18 protein-coding genes are annotated in these 19,876 nt (G+C 66.6%); 10 read left to right on the top strand and 8 right to left on the bottom strand.

Annotation, left to right across the window (positions count from 1 at the left end):
* Positions 1 to 17: 17 nt before the first annotated feature.
* From OOZ48_RS06915 to gatC, 4 genes are all read right to left on the bottom strand, one after another.
* Positions 18 to 437: a hypothetical protein gene (locus OOZ48_RS06915; RefSeq protein WP_269496770.1), complete on the bottom strand. Its 420-nt coding sequence runs from the start codon at positions 435 to 437 to the stop codon at positions 18 to 20.
* A gap of 348 nt (positions 438 to 785) precedes the next feature.
* Complete coding sequence (gatB, locus tag OOZ48_RS06910; protein WP_269496827.1) at positions 786 to 2,240, bottom strand: Asp-tRNA(Asn)/Glu-tRNA(Gln) amidotransferase subunit GatB; 1,455 nt, start codon at positions 2,238 to 2,240, stop codon at positions 786 to 788.
* Positions 2,240 to 3,763, bottom strand: coding sequence for an Asp-tRNA(Asn)/Glu-tRNA(Gln) amidotransferase subunit GatA (gene gatA, locus OOZ48_RS06905; protein ID WP_269496769.1), 1,524 nt, complete (start codon positions 3,761 to 3,763; stop codon positions 2,240 to 2,242). Before gatA ends, gatB begins: the two co-directional genes overlap by 1 nt.
* 9 nt (positions 3,764 to 3,772) lie before the next feature.
* Positions 3,773 to 4,081: an Asp-tRNA(Asn)/Glu-tRNA(Gln) amidotransferase subunit GatC gene (gene gatC, locus OOZ48_RS06900; protein ID WP_269496767.1), complete on the bottom strand. Its 309-nt coding sequence runs from the start codon at positions 4,079 to 4,081 to the stop codon at positions 3,773 to 3,775.
* 239 nt (positions 4,082 to 4,320) lie between these two features.
* Here gatC and OOZ48_RS06895 point away from each other — a divergent pair, with 239 nt between their 5' ends.
* The 5 genes from OOZ48_RS06895 to rodA all read left to right on the top strand — a co-directional run bounded on the left by OOZ48_RS06895 (position 4,321) and on the right by rodA (position 10,073).
* Complete coding sequence (locus OOZ48_RS06895; RefSeq protein WP_269496766.1) at positions 4,321 to 5,364, top strand: rod shape-determining protein; 1,044 nt, start codon at positions 4,321 to 4,323, stop codon at positions 5,362 to 5,364.
* Positions 5,365 to 5,429: 65 nt separating this feature from the next.
* Positions 5,430 to 6,305, top strand: a complete 876-nt coding sequence (gene mreC / locus OOZ48_RS06890; RefSeq protein ID WP_269496764.1) for a rod shape-determining protein MreC — start codon at positions 5,430 to 5,432, stop codon at positions 6,303 to 6,305.
* Positions 6,298 to 6,861 (top strand): rod shape-determining protein MreD, encoded by a 564-nt coding sequence (gene mreD / locus OOZ48_RS06885; RefSeq protein WP_269496763.1) that lies wholly within the window; start codon positions 6,298 to 6,300, stop codon positions 6,859 to 6,861. Before mreC ends, mreD begins: the two co-directional genes overlap by 8 nt.
* 15 nt (positions 6,862 to 6,876) lie before the next feature.
* Positions 6,877 to 8,934: a penicillin-binding protein 2 gene (gene mrdA / locus OOZ48_RS06880; RefSeq protein WP_269496761.1), complete on the top strand. Its 2,058-nt coding sequence runs from the start codon at positions 6,877 to 6,879 to the stop codon at positions 8,932 to 8,934.
* On the top strand, positions 8,931 to 10,073 hold the full coding sequence (gene rodA / locus OOZ48_RS06875) for a rod shape-determining protein RodA (protein WP_269496759.1): 1,143 nt from the start codon (positions 8,931 to 8,933) through the stop codon (positions 10,071 to 10,073). The genes mrdA and rodA overlap by 4 nt, the downstream gene beginning before the upstream one ends.
* Here rodA and mutY read toward each other — a convergent pair.
* Genes mutY through OOZ48_RS06860 form a run of 3 tightly spaced genes read right to left on the bottom strand, consistent with a single transcriptional unit; the run spans position 10,070 to position 12,713 of the window.
* A complete protein-coding gene (mutY, locus tag OOZ48_RS06870) occupies positions 10,070 to 11,137 on the bottom strand; it encodes an A/G-specific adenine glycosylase (RefSeq protein ID WP_269496757.1) in 1,068 nt (355 codons plus the stop codon). The genes rodA and mutY overlap by 4 nt on opposite strands.
* Entirely contained in the window at positions 11,137 to 12,045 is a 909-nt protein-coding gene (locus OOZ48_RS06865) for a cell division protein FtsX (protein WP_269496755.1), read from the bottom strand. Before OOZ48_RS06865 ends, mutY begins: the two co-directional genes overlap by 1 nt.
* Positions 12,042 to 12,713 carry a cell division ATP-binding protein FtsE gene (locus tag OOZ48_RS06860; protein ID WP_269496825.1) on the bottom strand — a complete coding sequence of 224 codons (672 nt, stop codon included), beginning with the start codon at positions 12,711 to 12,713 and terminating at the stop codon, positions 12,042 to 12,044. Before OOZ48_RS06860 ends, OOZ48_RS06865 begins: the two co-directional genes overlap by 4 nt.
* 163 nt (positions 12,714 to 12,876) lie before the next feature.
* Between OOZ48_RS06860 and OOZ48_RS06855 the strand changes: the two genes are divergently transcribed.
* The 5 genes from OOZ48_RS06855 to OOZ48_RS06835 all read left to right on the top strand — a co-directional run bounded on the left by OOZ48_RS06855 (position 12,877) and on the right by OOZ48_RS06835 (position 17,786).
* Positions 12,877 to 13,893, top strand: coding sequence for an amino acid ABC transporter substrate-binding protein (locus OOZ48_RS06855; protein ID WP_269496753.1), 1,017 nt, complete (start codon positions 12,877 to 12,879; stop codon positions 13,891 to 13,893).
* Positions 13,894 to 13,979: 86 nt separating this feature from the next.
* A complete protein-coding gene (locus tag OOZ48_RS06850) occupies positions 13,980 to 15,167 on the top strand; it encodes an amino acid ABC transporter permease (RefSeq protein ID WP_269496751.1) in 1,188 nt (395 codons plus the stop codon).
* A 3-nt stretch (positions 15,168 to 15,170) separates the two neighbouring features.
* Entirely contained in the window at positions 15,171 to 16,265 is a 1,095-nt protein-coding gene (locus OOZ48_RS06845) for an amino acid ABC transporter permease (protein WP_269496749.1), read from the top strand.
* Between the two features lie 48 nt (positions 16,266 to 16,313).
* Positions 16,314 to 17,054: an amino acid ABC transporter ATP-binding protein gene (locus OOZ48_RS06840; protein WP_269496747.1), complete on the top strand. Its 741-nt coding sequence runs from the start codon at positions 16,314 to 16,316 to the stop codon at positions 17,052 to 17,054.
* Between the two features lie 75 nt (positions 17,055 to 17,129).
* A complete protein-coding gene (locus tag OOZ48_RS06835) occupies positions 17,130 to 17,786 on the top strand; it encodes an OmpA family protein (RefSeq protein ID WP_269496745.1) in 657 nt (218 codons plus the stop codon).
* Positions 17,787 to 17,802: 16 nt separating this feature from the next.
* Here the strand turns inward: OOZ48_RS06835 and thiC are convergent, their stop codons facing one another.
* On the bottom strand, positions 17,803 to 19,716 hold the full coding sequence (thiC, locus tag OOZ48_RS06830; protein WP_269496743.1) for a phosphomethylpyrimidine synthase ThiC: 1,914 nt from the start codon (positions 19,714 to 19,716) through the stop codon (positions 17,803 to 17,805).
* Between the last annotated feature and the right edge of the window lie 160 nt (positions 19,717 to 19,876).

The raw sequence follows: 19,876 nt of genomic DNA, 5'->3' as shown, positions 1-19,876 counted from the left end.
CGGCTTGGCGGGGGGCGTCATACGCATTGCACGGATATTGGCGACAGCTGGTCGGCCGTATCGTGATTTTCTTTCAAGGCCGCATTCTCATGCCTCAAAAGACGGATGTTTTCCCGCATGGCTGCATTTTCCGACCGCGCCGCGGCCAATAACAAGGCCTTGTGCCTCAAGCGCCGGTCCAGTTCCTGAGTATCGAGCATATTGGAGTTGACTTGGCGCGGTCGCGGACCGCGTGCCATGGGCAAGCCATGGCTGTTGATCGAAGTGGCTTCGAGGCCACGCCTTGGGGTGTTCGGGGTTTGTGCCGCCGTCGTTATGCGGCGCCGCGGACGTACGTGAGGGCGGCGAATGCCGTAGATCACCGAACGGCGGAGTGTGGGGGATTTACTCGGGCGGCTTTGCGTCGCAATGCCGGATGCGCATGCCAAAACGGCCATTTGATATTCCGCCCGGCCCAGCCTCGAGAATCGGATCACGATAATCGTTCATCCGGTTCTCTGGTAGGCGAAAGGAATGGCGGTTTTCGATCATGGCGCGATAAATGGATTCCCTGGGTTTGGGGCGGGATGATATTCAGATCCCGAGCGGGCGAGAAAAGCCCGCGGAAATGTTCCTCCCCATTATGTCATAAACAAGGGGATTCGGCAAAATCGGCGAATTCGTTTTCCGATGAAGTGCGGATTTACCGCCATCGGATATTCGACATGGCATGGCGCCGCTATTTCAACACGCGCGGGCCGTTATATTCGAACGGCCCGCGCATTATTAATGCGCCGTGGCCCGGGTCATCCCAGTTTTTCCAGCAGCAAGGCGTTGACCTGCTGAGGATTGGCCTTGCCGCGCGCAGCCTTCATCACCTGGCCCACCAGCGAGTTGAATGCCTTTTGCTTGCCGGCACGGTATTCCTCGACGATGGCCGGGTGGGCGGCCAGAACCTCGTCGATCATGGCGCCAATCGCCGCCGTGTCGTTAATCTGGCGCAGGCCGCGCGCCTCGATGATGGCGTCGGGTTCCCCGCCGGACTCGCCCGCCCACATGGCCGCGAAGACATCGCGAGCGATCTTGTTGGACAGCGTGCCGTCGATGATGCGGGCGATCAGCGCGGCCAGTCGCGCCGGCGGAATAGGCGAGTCGCCGATCTCGAGCTCGTCGCGGTTCAGGGCGGCCGAGAGCTCGCCCAGGATCCAGTTGGCGGCGAGCTTGGCCTGGTCGGCGGGCAGCGCCCCCGCGGCGGCCTCGAAATAGTCGGCCGTGCGCCGGTGCATGGTCAGCTGGGCTGCGTCGTAGGCACTCAGCCCCAGGTCGGCGACGAAACGGGCGCGCTTGTCCGCCGGCAGTTCGGGCATGTCGGCGCGCACCCGTTCGATCCATTCCGGGGTGACGACCAGCGGCGGCAGGTCGGGGTCGGGGAAATAACGGTAGTCGTGCGAGTCTTCCTTGCTGCGCATGCTGCGGGTTTCGTCGCGGTCCGAATCGTACAGGCGGGTTTCCTGCACCACGGTGCCGCCGTCCTCGATGAGTTCGATCTGGCGCCGGACCTCGTACTGGATGGCGCGCTCGAGGAAGCGGAAGGAATTGAGGTTCTTGATCTCGCAGCGGGTGCCGAATGCCGCCTGGCCCTTGGGACGCACCGAGACGTTGGCATCCACGCGAAACGAGCCTTCCTGCATGTTGCCGTCGCAAATGCCCAGCCAGACGACCAGGCCGTGCAGGGTGCGGGCGTAGGCGACGGCCTCGGCGGCCGAGCGCATTTCGGGTTCGGACACGATTTCCAGCAGCGGCGTGCCGGCCCGGTTGAGGTCGATGCCGCTGGAGGATTCGCCGTGTGGCCCGGTGAAATGCTCGTGCAGGGATTTGCCCGCGTCTTCTTCGAGGTGGGCGCGGGTGAGATTGACGGTGTGTTCCTGTTCGCCGACGAAGAACGACAGCGAGCCGCCGACCACGATGGGCAGTTCGAACTGGCTGATCTGGTAGTTCTTTGGCAGGTCGGGATAGAAATAATTCTTGCGCGCGAACACCGAGCGCGGCGCCACGACGGCGCCGACGGCCAGGCCGAAACGGATGGCGCGCTCGACCGCCCCGCGGTTCATGACGGGCAGCGACCCGGGCAGGGCCATGTCGACGGCGTTGGCCTGGGTGTTGGGGGCCGCGCCGAAACGCGTGCTGCTGTCCGAGAAGATCTTGGATTCGGTCGACAGCTGGGTGTGCGTTTCCAGCCCGATGACGATTTCCCATTCCATCATTGCTGTCCCGGAGTGCGTTGGTGCCAGTCGGTGGCTTGCTGGTAGCGATCGGCGAGCGCCAGCAGGCGCCCTTCGTCGAAATAGTTGCCGATGATCTGCAGGCCGATCGGCAGGGGGCGCGACCCGCCGCCGAAGCCGCAGGGAATCGACATGCCCGGCAGGCCGGCCAGGCTGACGCCCAGCGTATAGATGTCGCCCAGCCAATCGGCGATCGGATCCTGGCGATTGTCGCCGATGCGGCGTGCGACGGTCGGGGTGACCGGACCCATGATGAGGTCGCAGTCCTCGGCGAAGGCCTTGCGGAAATCGTCGGCGATCATGCGGCGCACGCGTTGCGCCTGCAGGTAGTAGGCGTCGTAATAGCCATGCGACAGCACGTAGGTGCCCACCAGGATGCGGCGCCGGACCTCGTCGCCGAAGCCCTCGGTGCGCGAGCGGCTGGTCATGTCGGCCAGGTCGCCGTAATTCGCGGCGCGGTGGCCGTAGCGCACGCCGTCGTAGCGCGACAGGTTGCTGGAGGCTTCCGCCGGGGCGATGACATAGTAGGCGGGGATCGAGAGTGCCGTGCGCGGCAGCGAGATCTCGACGCGTCGGGCGCCCAGGGATTCGAACACGGACAGCGCCGCCTCGATGGCCGCGCCCACCTCGGCCGCCAGGCCCTCGTTGAAGAACTCGCGCGGCACGCCGATGCGCAGGCCCTCGAGCGGCCGGGCGCCGGCCGCCTGGAGGCGTTCGCAGGCCTGCCGGTAATCCGCCAGGACGCGGCCCGGCGCATTGGCGCGCCCGTCGCAGGTCTGGAGGCTGGTCGAATCCAGGGGATCGAAGCCGCTGATGGCATCGAGCAGGGGCACCAGGTCGCGCGCGCTGCGCGCGATCGGGCCGGCCTGGTCGAGGCTGGAGGCGTAGGCCACGATCCCGTAGCGCGAGACCGTGCCGTAAGTCGGCTTGATGCCGCTGACGCCGCACAGGGCCGCCGGCTGGCGCACCGAGCCGCCGGTATCGGTGCCCGTCGCGCCCAGGACCAGGCGGGCTGCGACGGCAGCCGCCGAGCCGCCGGACGAGCCGCCCGGGATCCGGTCGGGATCCCAGGGGTTGCGCACAGGGCCGCCGACTGCGTTTTCATTGGCGGAGCCCATGGCGAATTCGTCGCAGCTGAGCTTGCCCAGGGATACGGCGCCCGCCTCGTGCAGGCGCGCCACCACCGTGGCGTCGAAGGGGCTGACGTAGTCGGCCAGCATCCGGCTGGCCGCGGTGGTGCGCCAGCCGCGCGTCACGAACAGGTCCTTGTGGGCGATGGGTATGCCGGTCAGCGGCCCCGCGCGTCCGGCGGCGATGGCCGCATCGGCCTCGCGGGCCTGGGCAAGCGTCAGGTCCTCGTCGATGTGCAGGAACAGCTTGGAATCGCCGTGGGCGCGCGCCGCGCGCAGCGCCTCGCCGGCGAGTTCGGCCGCGCTCAGGCGGCCTTGCCGCAGCGCATCGGCCAGGGCCTGGATGCCTTCGAATTCATGGATGGCGGACATGCGTGGGTATCACTCGATGACGGTGGGCACGAGGAACAGGCCTGCGTGCTGGGCGGGGGCATTGGCCATGTGGGCCGCGCGTTCTTCGAGGGTCTGGGTCGGCGCGGCCTGGTCATCGCGCAAGCGCAGCGAAATGTCCTGGTGCGCGGCCAGGGGGTGGGCCATGGGCTCGATGCCGGCGGTGTCGACGGCCTGGAGCTGTTCGATCAGGCCCAGGATCCGGGTGAACTCGTCCCGGGCGCGTTCCCGGTCCGACGCGTCGAGCTGCAGCCCTGCGAGGCGCGCAAGGCGGGCGATGTCCTGTTCAGTGAGTGGCATGGTTCGTGCCGTGCTGCCGGCCAGTCTAATTTGTATGGGGAAGTTACCGATCGCGTGAATAGGGGGAAATTAGCGGGTCTTTCCGCCCCGGTTCGACGTTGTACGACCTCGATTATAAGTTATCATTCCTGATTCCATGCGGAATGCCCGGTCCGGAACGCCTGTGCGGCGCGATATCCGGTGGCCGCGCCGGGCCGCTCGCGCGGACCAGATTCCCAATATTTTACGTTTGAGCGCCCATGTTCGGATTCTTACGCAGCTATTTCTCCAGCGATATGGCGATCGACCTCGGGACGGCCAATACGCTGATCTATGTCCGCAGCAAGGGCATCGTCCTCGATGAGCCGTCGGTCGTCGCCATCCGCCACGACGGCGGCCCCAACGGCAAGAAAATCATCCAGGCGGTCGGCCAGGAGGCCAAGCAGATGCTGGGCCGGGTGCCGGGCAACATCGAGGCCATCCGTCCCATGAAGGACGGCGTGATCGCCGACTTCACCGTGACCGAGCAAATGCTCAAGCAGTTCATCCGGATGGTCCATCCGCGCAGCATGCTGGCGCCCAGCCCGCGGATCATCGTCTGCGTGCCTTGCGGCTCCACCCAGGTCGAGCGCCGCGCCATCCGCGAATCGGCGCTCGGCGCCGGCGCGAGCCAGGTGTATCTCATCGAGGAACCCATGGCGGCGGCCATCGGCGCGGGGCTGGCCGTGTCGGACGCCAGCGGTTCGATGGTGGTCGATATCGGCGGCGGCACCACCGAGGTGGCGATCATCTCGCTGGGCGGCATGGTCTACAAGGGCTCGGTCCGGGTCGGCGGCGACAAGTTCGACGAGGCCATCATCAACTACATTCGCCGCAATTACGGCATGCTGATCGGCGAGCCCACCGCCGAACTCATCAAGAAGGAAATCGGCTCGGCCTTCCCCGGCTCCGAGATCCGCGAGATCGAGGTCAAGGGCCGCAATCTTTCCGAAGGGGTGCCGCGCAGCTTCACGGTATCCTCGAACGAGATCCTCGAGTCCCTGACCGATCCGCTCAACCAGATCGTGTCGGCGGTCAAGACCGCCCTCGAACAGACCCCGCCCGAGCTGGGTGCGGACATCACCGACAAGGGCATCGCCCTGACTGGCGGCGGCGCCCTGCTGCATGATCTCGACCGCCTCCTCCAGGAGGAAACCGGCTTGCCCGTGGTGGTGGCCGAGGATCCGCTGACCTGCGTCGTGCGCGGTTGCGGGGAAGCCCTCGAGCACCTCGAGCGCCTGGGCGGGGTCTTCATCTACGACTGAACGTTGCGGCCGGGTGCGCCGGGCGCCGCCTGGGCGGCGGTACGGCAAGCCCGCCGCCCGAGGCCATGCAAGAACACGGGACACTCAGACTATTCAAGCGCGGCCCAAGTGTCGACGTCCGTCTGTTCCTGCTGCTCGTCATCAGCCTGGCCCTATTGGTCGTCGATGCCCGCTCGACACTGCTCGCACCGGTGCGCGAGGCCCTGGCCGTGGCCATCTATCCTTTCCAGCGCGTGGCCCTCGCGCCGCGCGATGCGATGGACTACATCGACCGATGGACGAATGCCGCCGCGCTCGCGCGCGACGAGCAAGACGCCCTGCGCCGCCAGCACATCGAAATGGCCCAGCTCTCGACGCATGCCGCGCAGCTGGCCGCCGAGAACGAACAGCTGCGCCGCCTGCTGAATATTTCCGAGGAAATCTCCCAGCATTCGATCGCCGTCGAGGTCTTCTACGCGCCGCCCAATATCTTCAGCCACCGCCTGGTATTCAACAAGGGCGAGCGCGCCGGCATACAGCCGGGCATGCCCGTGATCGACGAGGGCGGGGTGGTCGGCCAGGTCATCCGCGTGACGCCGTATTCGTCCGAGGCGGCGCTGCTGATCGATGACCAGGTCTCGATCCCGGTGCAGGTGCTGCGCAACGGCCTGCGCCTGATCGCATTCGGCAGCAACGAGGTCGGCAAGCTCGAGGTCCGCTACCTGACGGCCAGCGCCGACGTGCGCGAGGGCGACACCCTGGTGACCAGCGGTATCGGCGGCCTGTTCCCCGCAGGCTTGCCGGTCGGCCGTGTCGAGAAAGTGGACCGCGATCCGGGGACGGGTTTCGCGATGGCCGTTGCCCAGCCCCTGTCGCACCCCGAACGCTATCGGCATTTCCTGGTCTTGAAGGTGGACGTGGGCGATACGGCCCAGCCCGCGTCGGAGGCCCCGCATGAATAGCCGCAGCGGCCGCTCGAACGGCGTCTCGCCGCTGGCGTCCCTGCAGCCGATCGACGCCTCGCCCTTTCATCGCCCCTCCAATCCGTTCTTCGTGTGGGGCAGCCTGCTGTTCGTCTGGGTGGTGTCGCTGCTGCCGTGGCGCGTGTGGCAGCCGACGCCCGACATCCTGCTGCTGGTGCTGGCCTTCTGGTGTCTGCATGAACCCCGCCGCGTGGGCCTGTTCACGGCTTTCATCCTCGGGCTGCTGATGGACGTGCACGATTCCGAGTTCCTCGGCCTGCATGCCCTGAATTATCTGCTCGTCGCATACGGCGCCATCGTGCTGCGCCGGCGGCTGGAGCATTTCAGTGCGCTGGTGCAGGCCCTGCATATGCTGCCGGTATTCGTCGTGGCGGCCACGGTTGCCGGCTTGCTGGGGACTTGGCTGAACGGTGCGTGGGCGGGGTGGGACTGGCTATGGTCGGCGCTGATCACCGCCGTGCTGTGGCCCTTGGCCGACATCCTCTTGTTCCTGCCGCAGCGCCGCCTCGACGATGCGGACGTCAACGCGGTCTGAGAACCAGGCCGCGATATGTTCGAATTCAGGAAAACCAGCTATCGCCAGAGGCAGACGGTGCTGGTGCGCGCCTGGGTGGCCGCGATCTTTGCCGTGATCTGCCTGCTGCTGCTGGTGGGGCGCTTATGGTACCTGCAGGTCGTGCGCTACGAGAGCCTGGCCGCGCGCGCCGACCAGAACCGCATCACCATCGTGCCCATTCCGCCGCGCCGGGGGCAGATCGTCGATCGCAACGGCGAGATCCTCGCCCGCAACCATCGCGACTACACCTTGTCGGTGACGCGGGCCCATGTCACGGGCGAGGTCGAGCAGATGCTCGACGAACTGGGTGAGCTGGTCTACATCAGTCCCGGCGACCGGCGCCGGTTCCTGCGGCTGTACGCGCAAAGCGGGCGCTATGCCCCGGTGCTGCTGCGCAACAATCTGAACGAGGTCGAGGCCTCGTGGTTCGCGGTTCACGCATATCGATTTCCGGGCATTACGCTGGAGGCGCGCTGGGTGCGGTCCTATCCACGGCATGAGTCCGCGGCACATGTCATGGGTTTTGTCGGCCGCATTTCCGAGGAGGACGAGCAGCGCCTCGAGGCCAGCGGCCAGCTCGGCAACTATCGCGGCACCCTGGTGATCGGCAAGAAAGGCATCGAGAAGACCTGGGAGCGCACCCTGCACGGGCGCACCGGCGTCGAGGAGCTCGAAGTCAACGCCGTCGGCAGGCCCGTGCGGGTCCTCAGCCGCAGCGATCCGCAGCCGGGGGCCAATCTCGAGCTGGCGCTGGACAGCGGCCTGCAGGCCATGGCCGAGGCGCAATTCGAGGGCCGGCGCGGCGCCCTGGTGGCGATCCAGCCCGCGACCGGCGAGATCCTGGCCTTCGTGTCGGCGCCGTCCTTCGACCCCAATCTGTTCGTCGACGGGATCGATGTCGAGAGCTGGCGCAACCTGAACGAGTCCCCCGACCATCCGCTGATCAACCGGCCGCTCTACGGCACGTATCCGATCGGCTCGACCTACAAGCCCTTCGTGGCCCTGGCGGCGCTCGAGATGGGCCTGCGCACGCCGCAGGAAATAGTGTCCGACCCCGGCTACTTCGAGTTGGCCGGCCAACGTTTCCGCAATGCCGCGGGCGCCGTGTACGGGCCCACGGACATGCACCGTGCGCTCGTCGTGTCGTCGGACACCTACTTTTATTCCCTGGGCGCGATGATGGACATCGACGCACTGCACGATTTCAGCAAGCAGTTCGGCTTTGGCCAGATCACCGGGATCGACCTCGACGGCGAACGCCGCGGCGTGCTGCCCTCGCGCGAATGGAAGCGCAAGGCCTACAAGAACCCCGAGCAGCAGCACTGGTACCAGGGCGAGACCGTCTCGGTGGCGGTCGGACAGGGCTATAACGCGTTCACGCTCCTGCAGCTCGCGCAGGCCACGTCGGTGCTGGCCAACGACGGCGTGTACATGAAGCCCCACCTGGTGCGGCGGATCATCGATCCCGTCACCGGAGAATTCGAGTATCCGGTGACGGGGCCACAGTACACGATCCCGCTCAAGCAGGCCGACCTGCGGGTGGTGCGCGATGCCATGGTCGACGTGATTCGCAAGGGGACGGCGCGGCGCGCCTTCGCCGATGCCACCTATCAGGCCGCGGGCAAGACCGGCACCGCGCAGGTCTACAGTTTGCGGGGTGCGAAATATCGCGCGGGCGCGATCGATGAGCGGCTGCGCGACCATGCGCTGTTCATGGCGTACGCGCCCGTCGAGAATCCCCAGATCGCCGTCGCCCTCATCGTGGAAAACGGCGGCTGGGGCGCGTCGGTGGCCGCACCGATCGCCCGCAGGGTGTTCGATTATTGGCTGGATCCGGTTCGGGTCGCCGCGCGTCGCGAGCAAGCGCGCATCGAGCAGGCGGCCGCGGCGTCGCGGCAGGTCCCGGCGGTCGCCGCCCATCCCGAAATCCCGGCCGAGGAGCCTGCGCCCGAGGGCGAGCCGCCCGAACCCGCACCCCTGCCGTCGGCCGATCCGCGGAGCGCGGAGGATCCGGCCGGCGGCGAGGCGTCCGATGCGCAGGAGTCGCCATGAGGTTCATTCTGCAGGCCGCGCGCCGCATGCTGGGGGCGCTGGACTGGCCGCTACTCATTCTGCTGGTCATCATGGCGATCGTGGGGATGTCCACCATGCATTCCGCCGTGGGCAACACCGATTGGCGTTTCGCCGACCAGTTCCGCAATTTCGTGATCGCATTCGCGGTGATGTGGGCCGTGGCCATGCTGCGCCCCCGGTTCATCATGCGCACCGCACCGTATTTCTACGTGTTCGGGCTGGCCCTGCTGGTGGCGGTCATGCTTTTTGGCGTGACCAGCAAGGGGGCGACGCGTTGGCTGGACCTGGGTTTCATCCGGATCCAGCCGTCCGAGATGATGAAGATCGCCGTGCCGCTGATGCTGGCCTGGTATTTCCAGCGCCATGCCGCCAGCGCGATGCGGGTGCGGGATTTCCTGGTGGCGGGCGTGCTGCTGCTGGTGCCGGCGGCGCTGATCATCGACCAGCCTGACCTGGGCACCGCCCTGCTGGTCCTGGCCTCGGGCTTTTGCGTCATCTATTTCGGCGGATTGTCGTTCAAGCTGCTCGTGCCGGTCATCCTCATCGTGGTCGCCCTGCTGGGGACCCTGGTCTATTACGAGGATCAGATCTGCCAGCCCGGCGTGGACTGGGTCCTGCTGCACGACTATCAGAAATACCGGGTCTGCGTCCTGCTCAACCCCGGTTCCGATCCGCTGGGCAAGGGCTTCCATACCATCCAGTCGATGATCGCCGTGGGTTCCGGGGGCGTCTATGGCAAGGGCTACATGCAGGGCACCCAGTCGCATCTGGACTTCATTCCCGAGCGCACGACGGACTTCATCTTTGCGGTCTATGCCGAGGAATTCGGCCTGTACGGCAGCATCATGCTGCTGGTGCTCTATGCCCTGATCGTCCTGCGGGGGCTGACCATCACCATCCGCGCCCCGTCGCAGTTCGGCCGCCTGCTCGCGGGCGCCATGTCGATGATGATGTTCGTGTATGTGTTCGTGAACATGGGCATGGTCACGGGCGTGCTGCCCGTGGTCGGCGTGCCGCTGCCGTTCATGAGCTATGGGGGCACCGCGCTGATGACGCTGGGGATCGCCTGCGGCCTGCTGATGAGCATCGGCAGGCGCCAACCCCAGCCGGACGACTAGGGTCGGGTGGCTGTATACAGCCCGACGAGCAGGCGCGCGACGGGGGCCGGCAGCCCCAGGCGGTCGAGCTCGGCCACCGGCGTCCAGGCCTCGCCCGGCGCGGGCGGCGTGGGTTCGCCGCGGCAGTGCAGCCGCCAGGGGGCGATGCGCAGGCGGAAATGCGTGAATTCATGATCGAAGGCGGCCAGGGCGACCGGTGCGCCCGCGCCGGGGGCGAGCGCGGCGCAGGCCGCGCGTAGTTCGGCGGACGTCTCGAACTGCGGCAGGCTCCACAATCCCCCCCAGATGCCGGTCGGCGGCCGCTTGCGCAGCAGGATCCTGCCGGCGCATTCCAGGATCAGCATCAGGCCGTCGCGCTCGGGCCGCGCACGCCGCGCGCGTGGCGAGGGCAGCTCGTGCTGGCGGCCCTGGAGGCGGGCCTGGCAGTCGGCGGCGAGCGGGCATCGCGCACAGTCCGGCTTGCGCCGCGTACAGACCATGGCGCCCAGGTCCATCTGCCCTTGCGTATAGGCGCGCATGTCCAGGTCCGGCGGCGCGTCCGCCAACAAGGCATGGGCATGGTCCCACAGGCGGCGGACGACCGCGCTCGACGCGGGATCGCCCTCGACGGCGAAGTAGCGCGCCAGCACGCGCCGCACATTGCCGTCGAGGATGGGGCGGCGTGCGCCGAAGGCGAAGGCGGCGATCGCCGCGGCGGTCGACGGTCCGATGCCCGGCAGTTCCGCCAGGGCCTCGGGGTCTTCCGGGAAGCGGCACCCGTGGCGGTCGCGCACGGTTTGTGCACAGCGCTGCAGATTGCGGGCGCGTGCGTAATAGCCCAATCCGGCCCAGGCATGCATCACCGCATCGGCCGGCGCATCGGCGAGCGCGCGCACGTCGGGGAAGGCCGCCAGGAAACGTTCGTAATAGGGGATCACGGTGGCCGCCTGGGTCTGCTGCAGCATGATCTCGGACAGCCAGATCCTGTATGGATCGCGTGTGCCTTGCCACGGCAGATGGTGGCGTCCCGCCCGCTGCTGCCAGCGGGCGATGCGCCGCGCCGCGCCGTCGGTCTCGCTCGTCATCAGAAGCGCGTGCGGCGCGTCACCGACAGGCGGGCGGCGACCGCGCCGAGAATGACGACCACGGCCCCGGCCAACGCAAGGTCGGCGGCCGCGGGCAGGCCGATCGACCACTCGATGCCGTAGCTGACTGCAAAGCGCCCGAGGATCTCGTTCAGGGGCACGAGCGCCATGCGCGCCAGCGCCAGGGCCAGCACGCTGGCGGCCAGGCCGGTGAGGGCGCCCAGGTACAGGAAGGGCCGGCGCACGAAGCTCTCGGTGGCGCCGACGAGGCGCGCCACGGCGATTTCCTCGCGCTGCGTCAGGGCCTGCAGGCGCACCGTGTTGAACACGGTGGCCAGGACCACCACCACCACGGCCATGGCCAGCAGCCCCAGGCCCCAGCGCACGAACGACAGCAAGGATTCCAGGCGGCGCACCCAGTCGCTGTCGAGCTGCACGTGATCGATGCCTGGCCATTGCGACCATTGGTCCGCGAGCGCGCTGGCCTCGCGGGCCGGCGCCTCGCTGTCGTGCAGCGTCACGACGATGGCATCGGGCAGGGGATTGTCGGGCAGCGCCGCCAGCGCCTGGGCCCAGGCCGGCTCGGCGCGCAGGATCTCGAGGGCTTTTTCCCGCGGCAGCAGGGTGGCGCTGGCCACGGCGCCGGCCGATTCGTCCCGGATGCGATCGAGCAGGGCGCGCTGCGCCGCCGCCGGGACGTCCGGCTCGAGAAACAGCGTCAGCTGTGGCGCGACCGAGAGCTGGCGCGCCAGGGGTTGTGCGGATTGCAGCACCGATGCGCCCAGGATCGGCACGGCCAGCATCAAGGCGATGACCACGATGTTGGCCAGCGAGGACAGCGGATGCTGGCCCAGCCGCCGCAAGGCGACTTGCAGGGCGTAGCGATGGTGACGCAGCCAGCGGCTCATTCGGGGACCCCCGGAATGTCGTTGAAGCGGCCCGCGTCCAGGTGCAGGGTGCGCTGGGCGTAGCGGGCCATCAGCCGGGTGTCGTGCGAGGCGATCAGGGTGGTGACCCCCACTTGGTTGAAGTCGCGGAACACGTCCATGATGTGCCGCGCGCTGGTGTCGTCCAGGTTGGCCGTGGGTTCGTCGGCGATGAGGATGGCCGGCCGCCCGACGATGGCCCGCGCGATCGCCAGCCGCTGCTGTTCGCCGCCGGACATCTCGACCGGATTGAGGTCCTCTTTGCCGCGCAGGCCGACCTTTTCCATGGCCGCGCGCGCGCGCGCGCCGGCCGTGGCGCGGTCCAGGCCGATGACGGCCAGCGGCAGCAGCACATTGTCGATCGCGTTGCGGTCGAACAGCAGGTGGGCGTCCTGCAGGATCAGGCCGACCGTGCGCCGCAGGTACGGGCGGGCGCGCGCCGCCAGGCGGTCGATGCGGTGGCCGTTGACGGTGACCCCGCCCCGGCTGGGCGGCTCGAGGCCGCCGACGAGCTTGAGCAGGGTGGACTTGCCCGCGCCGGACGGACCCGATACGAAGATGAATTCGCCGGGCCCGATCCGGAAGTTGACGTCGGCGAGGATGTTGCGTCCGCGCCCGAAGGATTTAAAGACGTGCTGGAACTCGATCATCTGCGCAAAGGAGGTGTGAGCCACGGAAAGCCATATGATTGCCAGGGATATCCCGCATGTCTTTGACCAGCTGTAACAGGCTACGATTTGATCCCTGACGGGGCAATCCAGAAGATTGTATTCCGTGTTCAACAATGCCACTCGCTCACAGGAAGGGACTGATATGAAATTGACCAAAATCGCGGCCGTTTGTGCCGCGTTGACATTTGCGGCGGGTATCGCGCACGCGGGCGAGACCTACAACACCGTCAAGCAGCGCGGATTCGTCCAGTGCGGCGTGAACACGGGGTTGCCGGGGTTTTCACAGGCTGACAGCAAGGGCGAATGGAAGGGCCTGGACATCGACATGTGTCGCGCCGTGGCGGCCATGGTGTTCGGCGACGCCAGCAAGTTCAAGGTCACGCCCCTGACCACCCAGCAGCGCTTTACCGCCCTGCAGTCGGGCGAAATCGACGTCCTGACCCGCAATACCACCATCACCATGACGCGCGACACGACCCTGGGGCTCATGGGCGCCGGCGCGAACTACTACGACAGCCAGGGCGTGCTCGTGAAAAAGAGTCTCGGCGTGAAAAGCGCCAAGGAACTCAGCGGCGCGGCGGTTTGCGTGCTGCAGGGCACCACCACGGAATTGAACCTCGCGGACTGGTTCCGGGCCAACAATCTCGATTTCAAGCCGGTCGTCATCAATACCTCCGAGGAGGGCTTCCGCACCTTCGAGGCCGGCCGCTGCGACGTGGTGACCAGCGACAAGTCTCAACTGGCCAGCCTGCGCGCCTCGTCGGCATCGCCGGACGACTACGTCATCCTCCCCGAGAACTTCTCCAAGGAACCCCTGGGCCCCATGGTCCGCCAGGGTGACGACGAGTGGTTCATGGTCGTGCGCTGGGCCTTGAACACCATGATCGAGGCCGAGGAATACGGCATCACCTCGCAGAATGTGGACGAGATGACCAAGAGCTCCAACCCCAACATCCAGCGCATCCTGGGCGTCTCGGGCGACATGGGCAAGGGCCTGGGCCTCGACAAGAAATGGGGCTACAACATCGTCAAGCTGGTCGGCAACTACGGCGAGTCCTTCGAGCGCAACCTGGGCATGGGTTCCCCGCTCAAGCTCGAGCGCGGCTTGAATGCCCAGTGGACCGACGGTGGCGTGCTGTACGCCTTCCCGGTACGCTGATCGCGCCAGGATGATGCGCTGTGCCGGGGGCCGTGCCCTCGGCGCAGCGCGTTCCGGTTGCCGCCGCTGTGATACCGCCTGAAACCATGACAGACAAAACTTCCCGCGTCCGTTCGCCCCAGCGCCGCCGCTGGTCCTGGAATGACCCGGCCACCCGCGCGCTGATCTACCAGGTGCTCATCCTCGGGCTGGTCGGACTCGGGGTCTGGTACCTGGCCTCCAACACCCTGCATAACCTCGCCGCGCGCAACATCTCGACCGGCTTTGCCTTCCTCCACGAGGAAGCCGGCTTTGCGATCGGCGAATCCATGGTCGAGTATTCGCCGGCCGACACCTACGGCCACGCGGTGGTGGTGGGCCTGCTCAACACCTTGCGGGTCTCGGTGATCGGGGTGATCGCCGCGACCCTGTTCGGCACCGTGCTGGGGATCAGCCGCCTCTCGAAAAATTGGCTGATTTCCCGCCTGGCGGGCCTCTACATCGAGGTCATGCGGAACATCCCCCTGCTGCTGCAACTGCTCTTCTGGTATGCCGTCATCACCGAGCTCATGCCGGGCCCGCGGCAGGCGCTCTCGCCGCTGCCCGACGTGTTCCTCTCCAACCGCGGCCTCAAGATCCCCTGGCTCAAGGGCGATGCGATGGACTGGATCTTCGGCGGGCTGGCGCTGGCGATCATCCTGATTGTGGTCCTCGCGCACTGGGCGCGCCGCCACCAGGAGGCCACCGGCAAGATCTTCCCCCTGGTCCGCGCCGCGCTCGGCATCCTCATCGTGGTGCCCGTGCTCGCCTGGCTGCTCAGCGGCGGCACACTGGAGATCGACCGTCCCGAGCTCAAGGGCTTCAACTTCCAGGGGGGCCTGAATCTCTCCCCCGAGTTCGCCGCGCTGCTGGCCGGCCTCGTGATCTATACCTCGGCCTTCGTGGGCGAGGTGGTCCGCTCGGGCATCCAGGCCGTCAACCAGGGCCAATGGGAGGCCGCATCCTCGCTGGGGCTGTCGCGCGCCCGCATGTTGCGGCTGGTCATCCTGCCGCAGGCGATGCGGGTGATCATCCCGCCGATGACCAGCCAGTACCTCAACCTCACCAAGAACAGCTCGCTGGCCGTGGCCATCGGCTATCCGGACATCGTGGCCGTGACCAATACGATCCTGAACCAGACGGGGCAGGCGATCGAAGGCATCATGATCATCATGGCCGCGTACCTCGTGGTCAGCCTGTCGATCTCGGTCTTCATGAACTGGTACAACAAGCGCATCGCGCTGGTGGAGCGATAAGCCATGGACAGCGCAATTCCAGGCACCGGGCGCCAGCCGCCGCGTACCGATACCGGGCCGCTGGGCTGGCTGCGGTCGCGCCTGTTTTCCTCGCCGCTCAATGCGATCCTGACCATTCTCGCGCTGTGGCTGCTGCTGATGGCGATCCCGGCGCTGATCGACTATCTATTCGTCAAGCCCGACTTCGCGGCGACCACGGCGGCCGAATGCCGCGAGGCGGGCGGCTATTGCTGGGCCTTCATCCGGGAAAAGCACCGCCTCATCCTGTTCGGCATCTATCCCTACGACGAGCAATGGCGCCCCTTGCTGGCTTCCGTCATCCTGGTGGCGGTGATCGTGTGCAGCTGCATTCGCTGGTTCTGGAAACCGTTCCTGGGCCTGCTGTGGGTCGGGGCGCTGGTGGCGGTGGGCGTGCTCATGTGGGGCGGCGTCTTTGGCCTGAGCTACGTCGAGAACAGCCGCTGGGGCGGCCTGCCGCTGACGCTGATCCTCTCGACGTTCGGGATCGCCTTCGCGTTTCCCTTCGGCCTGTTGCTGGCTTTGGGGCGCCGTTCCCACATGCCCGGCGTCAAGGCGGTCTGCGTGGTCTACATCGAACTCATCCGCGGCGTGCCGCTGGTCAGCCTGCTGTTCATGTCCTCAGTGATGCTGCCGCTGTTCCTGCCCGAGGGTTTTTCGATCGACAAGCTGCTGCGCGCCCAGATCGCGATCATCCTGTTCGCGGCCGCCTACGTGGCCGAGACCGTGCGCGGCGGATTGCAGGCCATCCCCAAGGGGCAGTACGAGGGGGCCGAGTCCCTCGGCCTCAGCTACTGGCAGCAGATGCGCAAGATCATCCTGCCGCAGGCCCTCAAGATCGTCATTCCGCCGCTGGTGGGGATTTTCATCTCGCTGTTCAAGGACACCTCGCTGGTGGTGATCATCGGGATCTTCGACCTGACCCAGGCCGCCAAGGCCGCCGTCTCGGACGCGGTGTGGCGCGGCTTCAGCACGGAATCCTACCTGTTCATCTCGGTCATTTATTTCATCTTCTGCTTTTCGATCTCTCGCTACAGCCTGGCGCTGGAGCGCCAGCTCGACCAGGGACAGCATCGTTAACATCATTGCGCCGGCGGGACGGGCCCGCCGGCAAGGAGCCCGCGGGCCATGTCGGAACCCATCATCCGCCTCAAGAACGTCAATAAATGGTACGGGCAGTTCCATGTGCTGCGCGACCTGAACCTGGATGTTTCGCCCAGCGAGCGCATCGTGATTTGCGGGCCGTCCGGCTCCGGCAAATCGACCATGATCCGCTGCATCAATCGCCTCGAGGAACACCAGGAGGGCCAGATCCTGGTCGACGGCATCGAGCTCACCAATGACCTGAAGCAGATCGAAGCCATCCGCCGCGACGTCGGCATGGTGTTCCAGCATTTCAATCTGTTTCCCCACATGACGGTCCTGGACAACCTGACGCTGGGTCCGATGTGGGTGCTCAAGCGCCCGAAGGCCGAGGCGGAGGCCACCGCCATGAAATACCTCGAACGCGTGCGTATCCCCGAGCAGGCCGACAAATACCCGGGCCAGCTCTCGGGCGGCCAGCAGCAACGCGTGGCGATCGCCCGCTCGCTGTGCATGAACCCCAAGATCATGCTGTTTGACGAGCCGACCTCGGCCCTCGACCCCGAGATGGTGAAAGAGGTGCTGGACGTCATGGTCGAACTGGCCGAGGAGACCGGCATGACCATGCTGTGCGTCACGCACGAGATGGGCTTCGCGCGCAAGGTCGCCGATCGGGTGATCTTCATGGATCATGGCGAGATCATCGAGCAGAACGCGCCCGATGCGTTCTTCGACAATCCGCAGAACGAGCGCACCAAGCTTTTCCTCAGCCAGATCCTGCATTGAACGACACATCGGCTTACACGGGGTTCCCACGTTCTTGCTAGGCTAGTGGCGTTCAATCTTGCAAGGAGAAGCGTCATGAACACCCGGATCCCCATGATCGGCCGGATGGCCGCCGTCGGCAGCCTGGCCGTGCTGACCGCATGTGCCAACATGAGTCCGCAAGGACAGAACACCGCCATGGGCGCCGGCGCCGGCGCCGCCGTGGGGGCGGGCCTGGGCGCCCTGATCGGCGACTCCAGCAAGGCGGCCATGATAGGCGCGGGTATCGGCACGGTCGTGGGCGGTGTGGTGGGATACAACTGGAAAGGGATCAAGAAGGACGTCGAACAATCCGGCGCCACGGGCCTCGGCGTGGCCGTGATCGAGATGCCGGACGGCACTCTCAAGGTCAATATCCCCAGCAATGTGTCCTTCGATACGGGCAAGGCGGACCTGAAGCCCGAATTGCTGCCCGTGCTCGACAGCGTGGCGCGCGCGCTGGCCCAGCATCCCGAGCTGCGCGCCAAGGCGATCGGCTATACGGACAGCACGGGGTCCGATGCGGTGAACCAGCCGCTGTCGCAGCGCCGCGCGGGCGCGGTCACCCAATATCTGGCCGGACAGGGCGTCGCGGCCGCCCGGCTGTCGGCCGAGGGCCGCGGCGCGGCCAATCCCGTGGGGGACAACAACACGGCCGAGGGCCGCGCCCTGAACCGCAGGGTGGAACTGTTCCTCTACGCGGTGCAGTCCTGACCGCCACGCATGCGGCTCACGCCTTCTGGTAGAGGGCCGAGCCGCGCGCGATGAATTCGGCGGATTTTGCCGCCATGCCCTGCGCTCGCGCCGTGGCGTCGTCCAGGCCGTTTTCCCGGGCGTAGTCGCGCACGTCCTGCGAGATCTTCATGCTGCAGAACTTGGGGCCGCACATCGAGCAGAAGTGCGCGACCTTCATCGAGTCCTTGGGCAGGGTTTCGTCGTGGAAGGCGCGCGCAGTGTCGGGATCCAGCCCGAGGTTGAACTGGTCTTCCCAGCGGAACTCGAAACGCGCCTTGGACAGCGCATTGTCGCGGATCGCAGCGCCGGGGTGGCCCTTGGCCAGGTCCGCGGCGTGGGCGGCGATCTTGTACGTAATGATGCCGTCCTTGACGTCCTGCTTGTTGGGCAGGCCCAGGTGTTCCTTTGGGGTGACATAGCACAGCATGGCGGTCCCGTACCAGCCGATGAGGGCGGCGCCGATCCCCGACGTGATGTGGTCGTAGCCCGGGGCGATGTCCGTGGTCAGGGGGCCCAGGGTATAGAACGGGGCTTCGTGACAGTGCTCGAGCTGCAAGTCCATGTTTTCCTTGATGAGGTGCATGGGGACATGTCCGGGGCCCTCGATCATGACCTGGACGTCGTGCCGCCACGCCACCTGCGTCAGCTCGCCCAGCGTGCGCAGTTCGGCAAACTGGGCCTCGTCGTTGGCGTCGTAGCCCGAGCCCGGCCGCAGGCCGTCGCCCAGCGAAAAGCTCACGTCGTAGGCTTTCATGATTTCGCAGATATCCTCGAAGCGCTCGTAGAGGAAGCTTTCCTTGTGGTGGGCCAGGCACCACTTGGCCATGATCGATCCGCCGCGCGAGACGATTCCGGTCATCCGCTCGGCGGTCATGGGCACGAAGGGCAGGCGCACGCCCGCGTGGATGGTGAAGTAGTCCACGCCTTGCTCGGCCTGTTCGATGAGGGTGTCGCGGAACACGGCCCAGCTCAGGTCCTCGGCGACGCCGCCGACTTTTTCCAGCGCCTGGTAGATGGGCACGGTGCCGACAGGCACCGGCGAGTTGCGGATGATCCATTCCCGGGTCTCGTGGATGTGCCGTCCGGTGGACAGGTCCATCACGGTGTCGCCGCCCCAGCGGATCGCCCAGGTCATTTTTTCGACCTCCTCGCCGATGTCCGAGCGGATCGCCGAATTGCCGATGTTGGCGTTGACCTTGACGAGGAAGTTGCGGCCGATGGCCATCGGCTCGGCCTCGGGGTGATTGATGTTGGCCGGGATGATAGCGCGGCCCCGGGCGACCTCGTCGCGCACGAATTCCGGCGTGACGCGCTCGGGGATGGCCGCGCCGAAGGATTGGCCGGGGTGCCGGCGCGTCAGGCGCTCGGCCAGGCGGGCGCCGTCCGGGCCGCTTGCGCGCAGCGACTCGATGGTGTGTTCGCGGCGCAGGTTTTCGCGGATGGCGACGAATTCCATCTCGGGGGTCACGATGCCGCGCCGGGCATAGTGCATCTGGGTGACATTGGCGCCTGCGCGGGCTCGGCGGGGGCTGCGCCGCAGGTCGAATCGCAGGGTATCGAGCGCCGGGTCGGCAAGCCGCGCGCGGCCGTACCCGCTGGTGAGGACGGGCAGTTCCTCGGTGTCGCCGCGTTCCAGGATCCAGGGCAGACGCAAGGCGGCCAGGCCTTTGCGGATGTCGATGTGGGCTTCGGGATCAGTGTAGGGGCCGCTGGTGTCATAGACCGTCAGCGGCGGGTTCTGCTCGCCGCCGAACAGCGTGGGCGTGTCGGCCTGGTGGATTTCGCGAAAGGGCACGCGGATGTCGGGCCGTGAACCGGCTTGGTAGACCTTGCGCGATTGTGGCAGGGGCTCGATGGCGGCGCGATCGACGTGGGCCTGTTCGGCCAGGAATTGAGGGTTCGTATTCAAGAGGAGCTCCAGGTTCGAAAGAAAATCGGACGGTGGAGCCGAGTCGGGGAGAAATGGATCGCGGCCCATGGATGGAGATTGCGCCGCGCACGCTCCCAGCATCGGCATTATCCGTACTGGTACGAAGGGTTTTTCTCAACACGCCGGATGATCCGGCGAG

The organism is Castellaniella sp. S9 (assembly GCF_027257175.1).
Lineage (GTDB): Bacteria > Pseudomonadota > Gammaproteobacteria > Burkholderiales > Burkholderiaceae_B > Castellaniella.
This window is presented reverse-complemented; position numbering and strand designations above follow the sequence as displayed.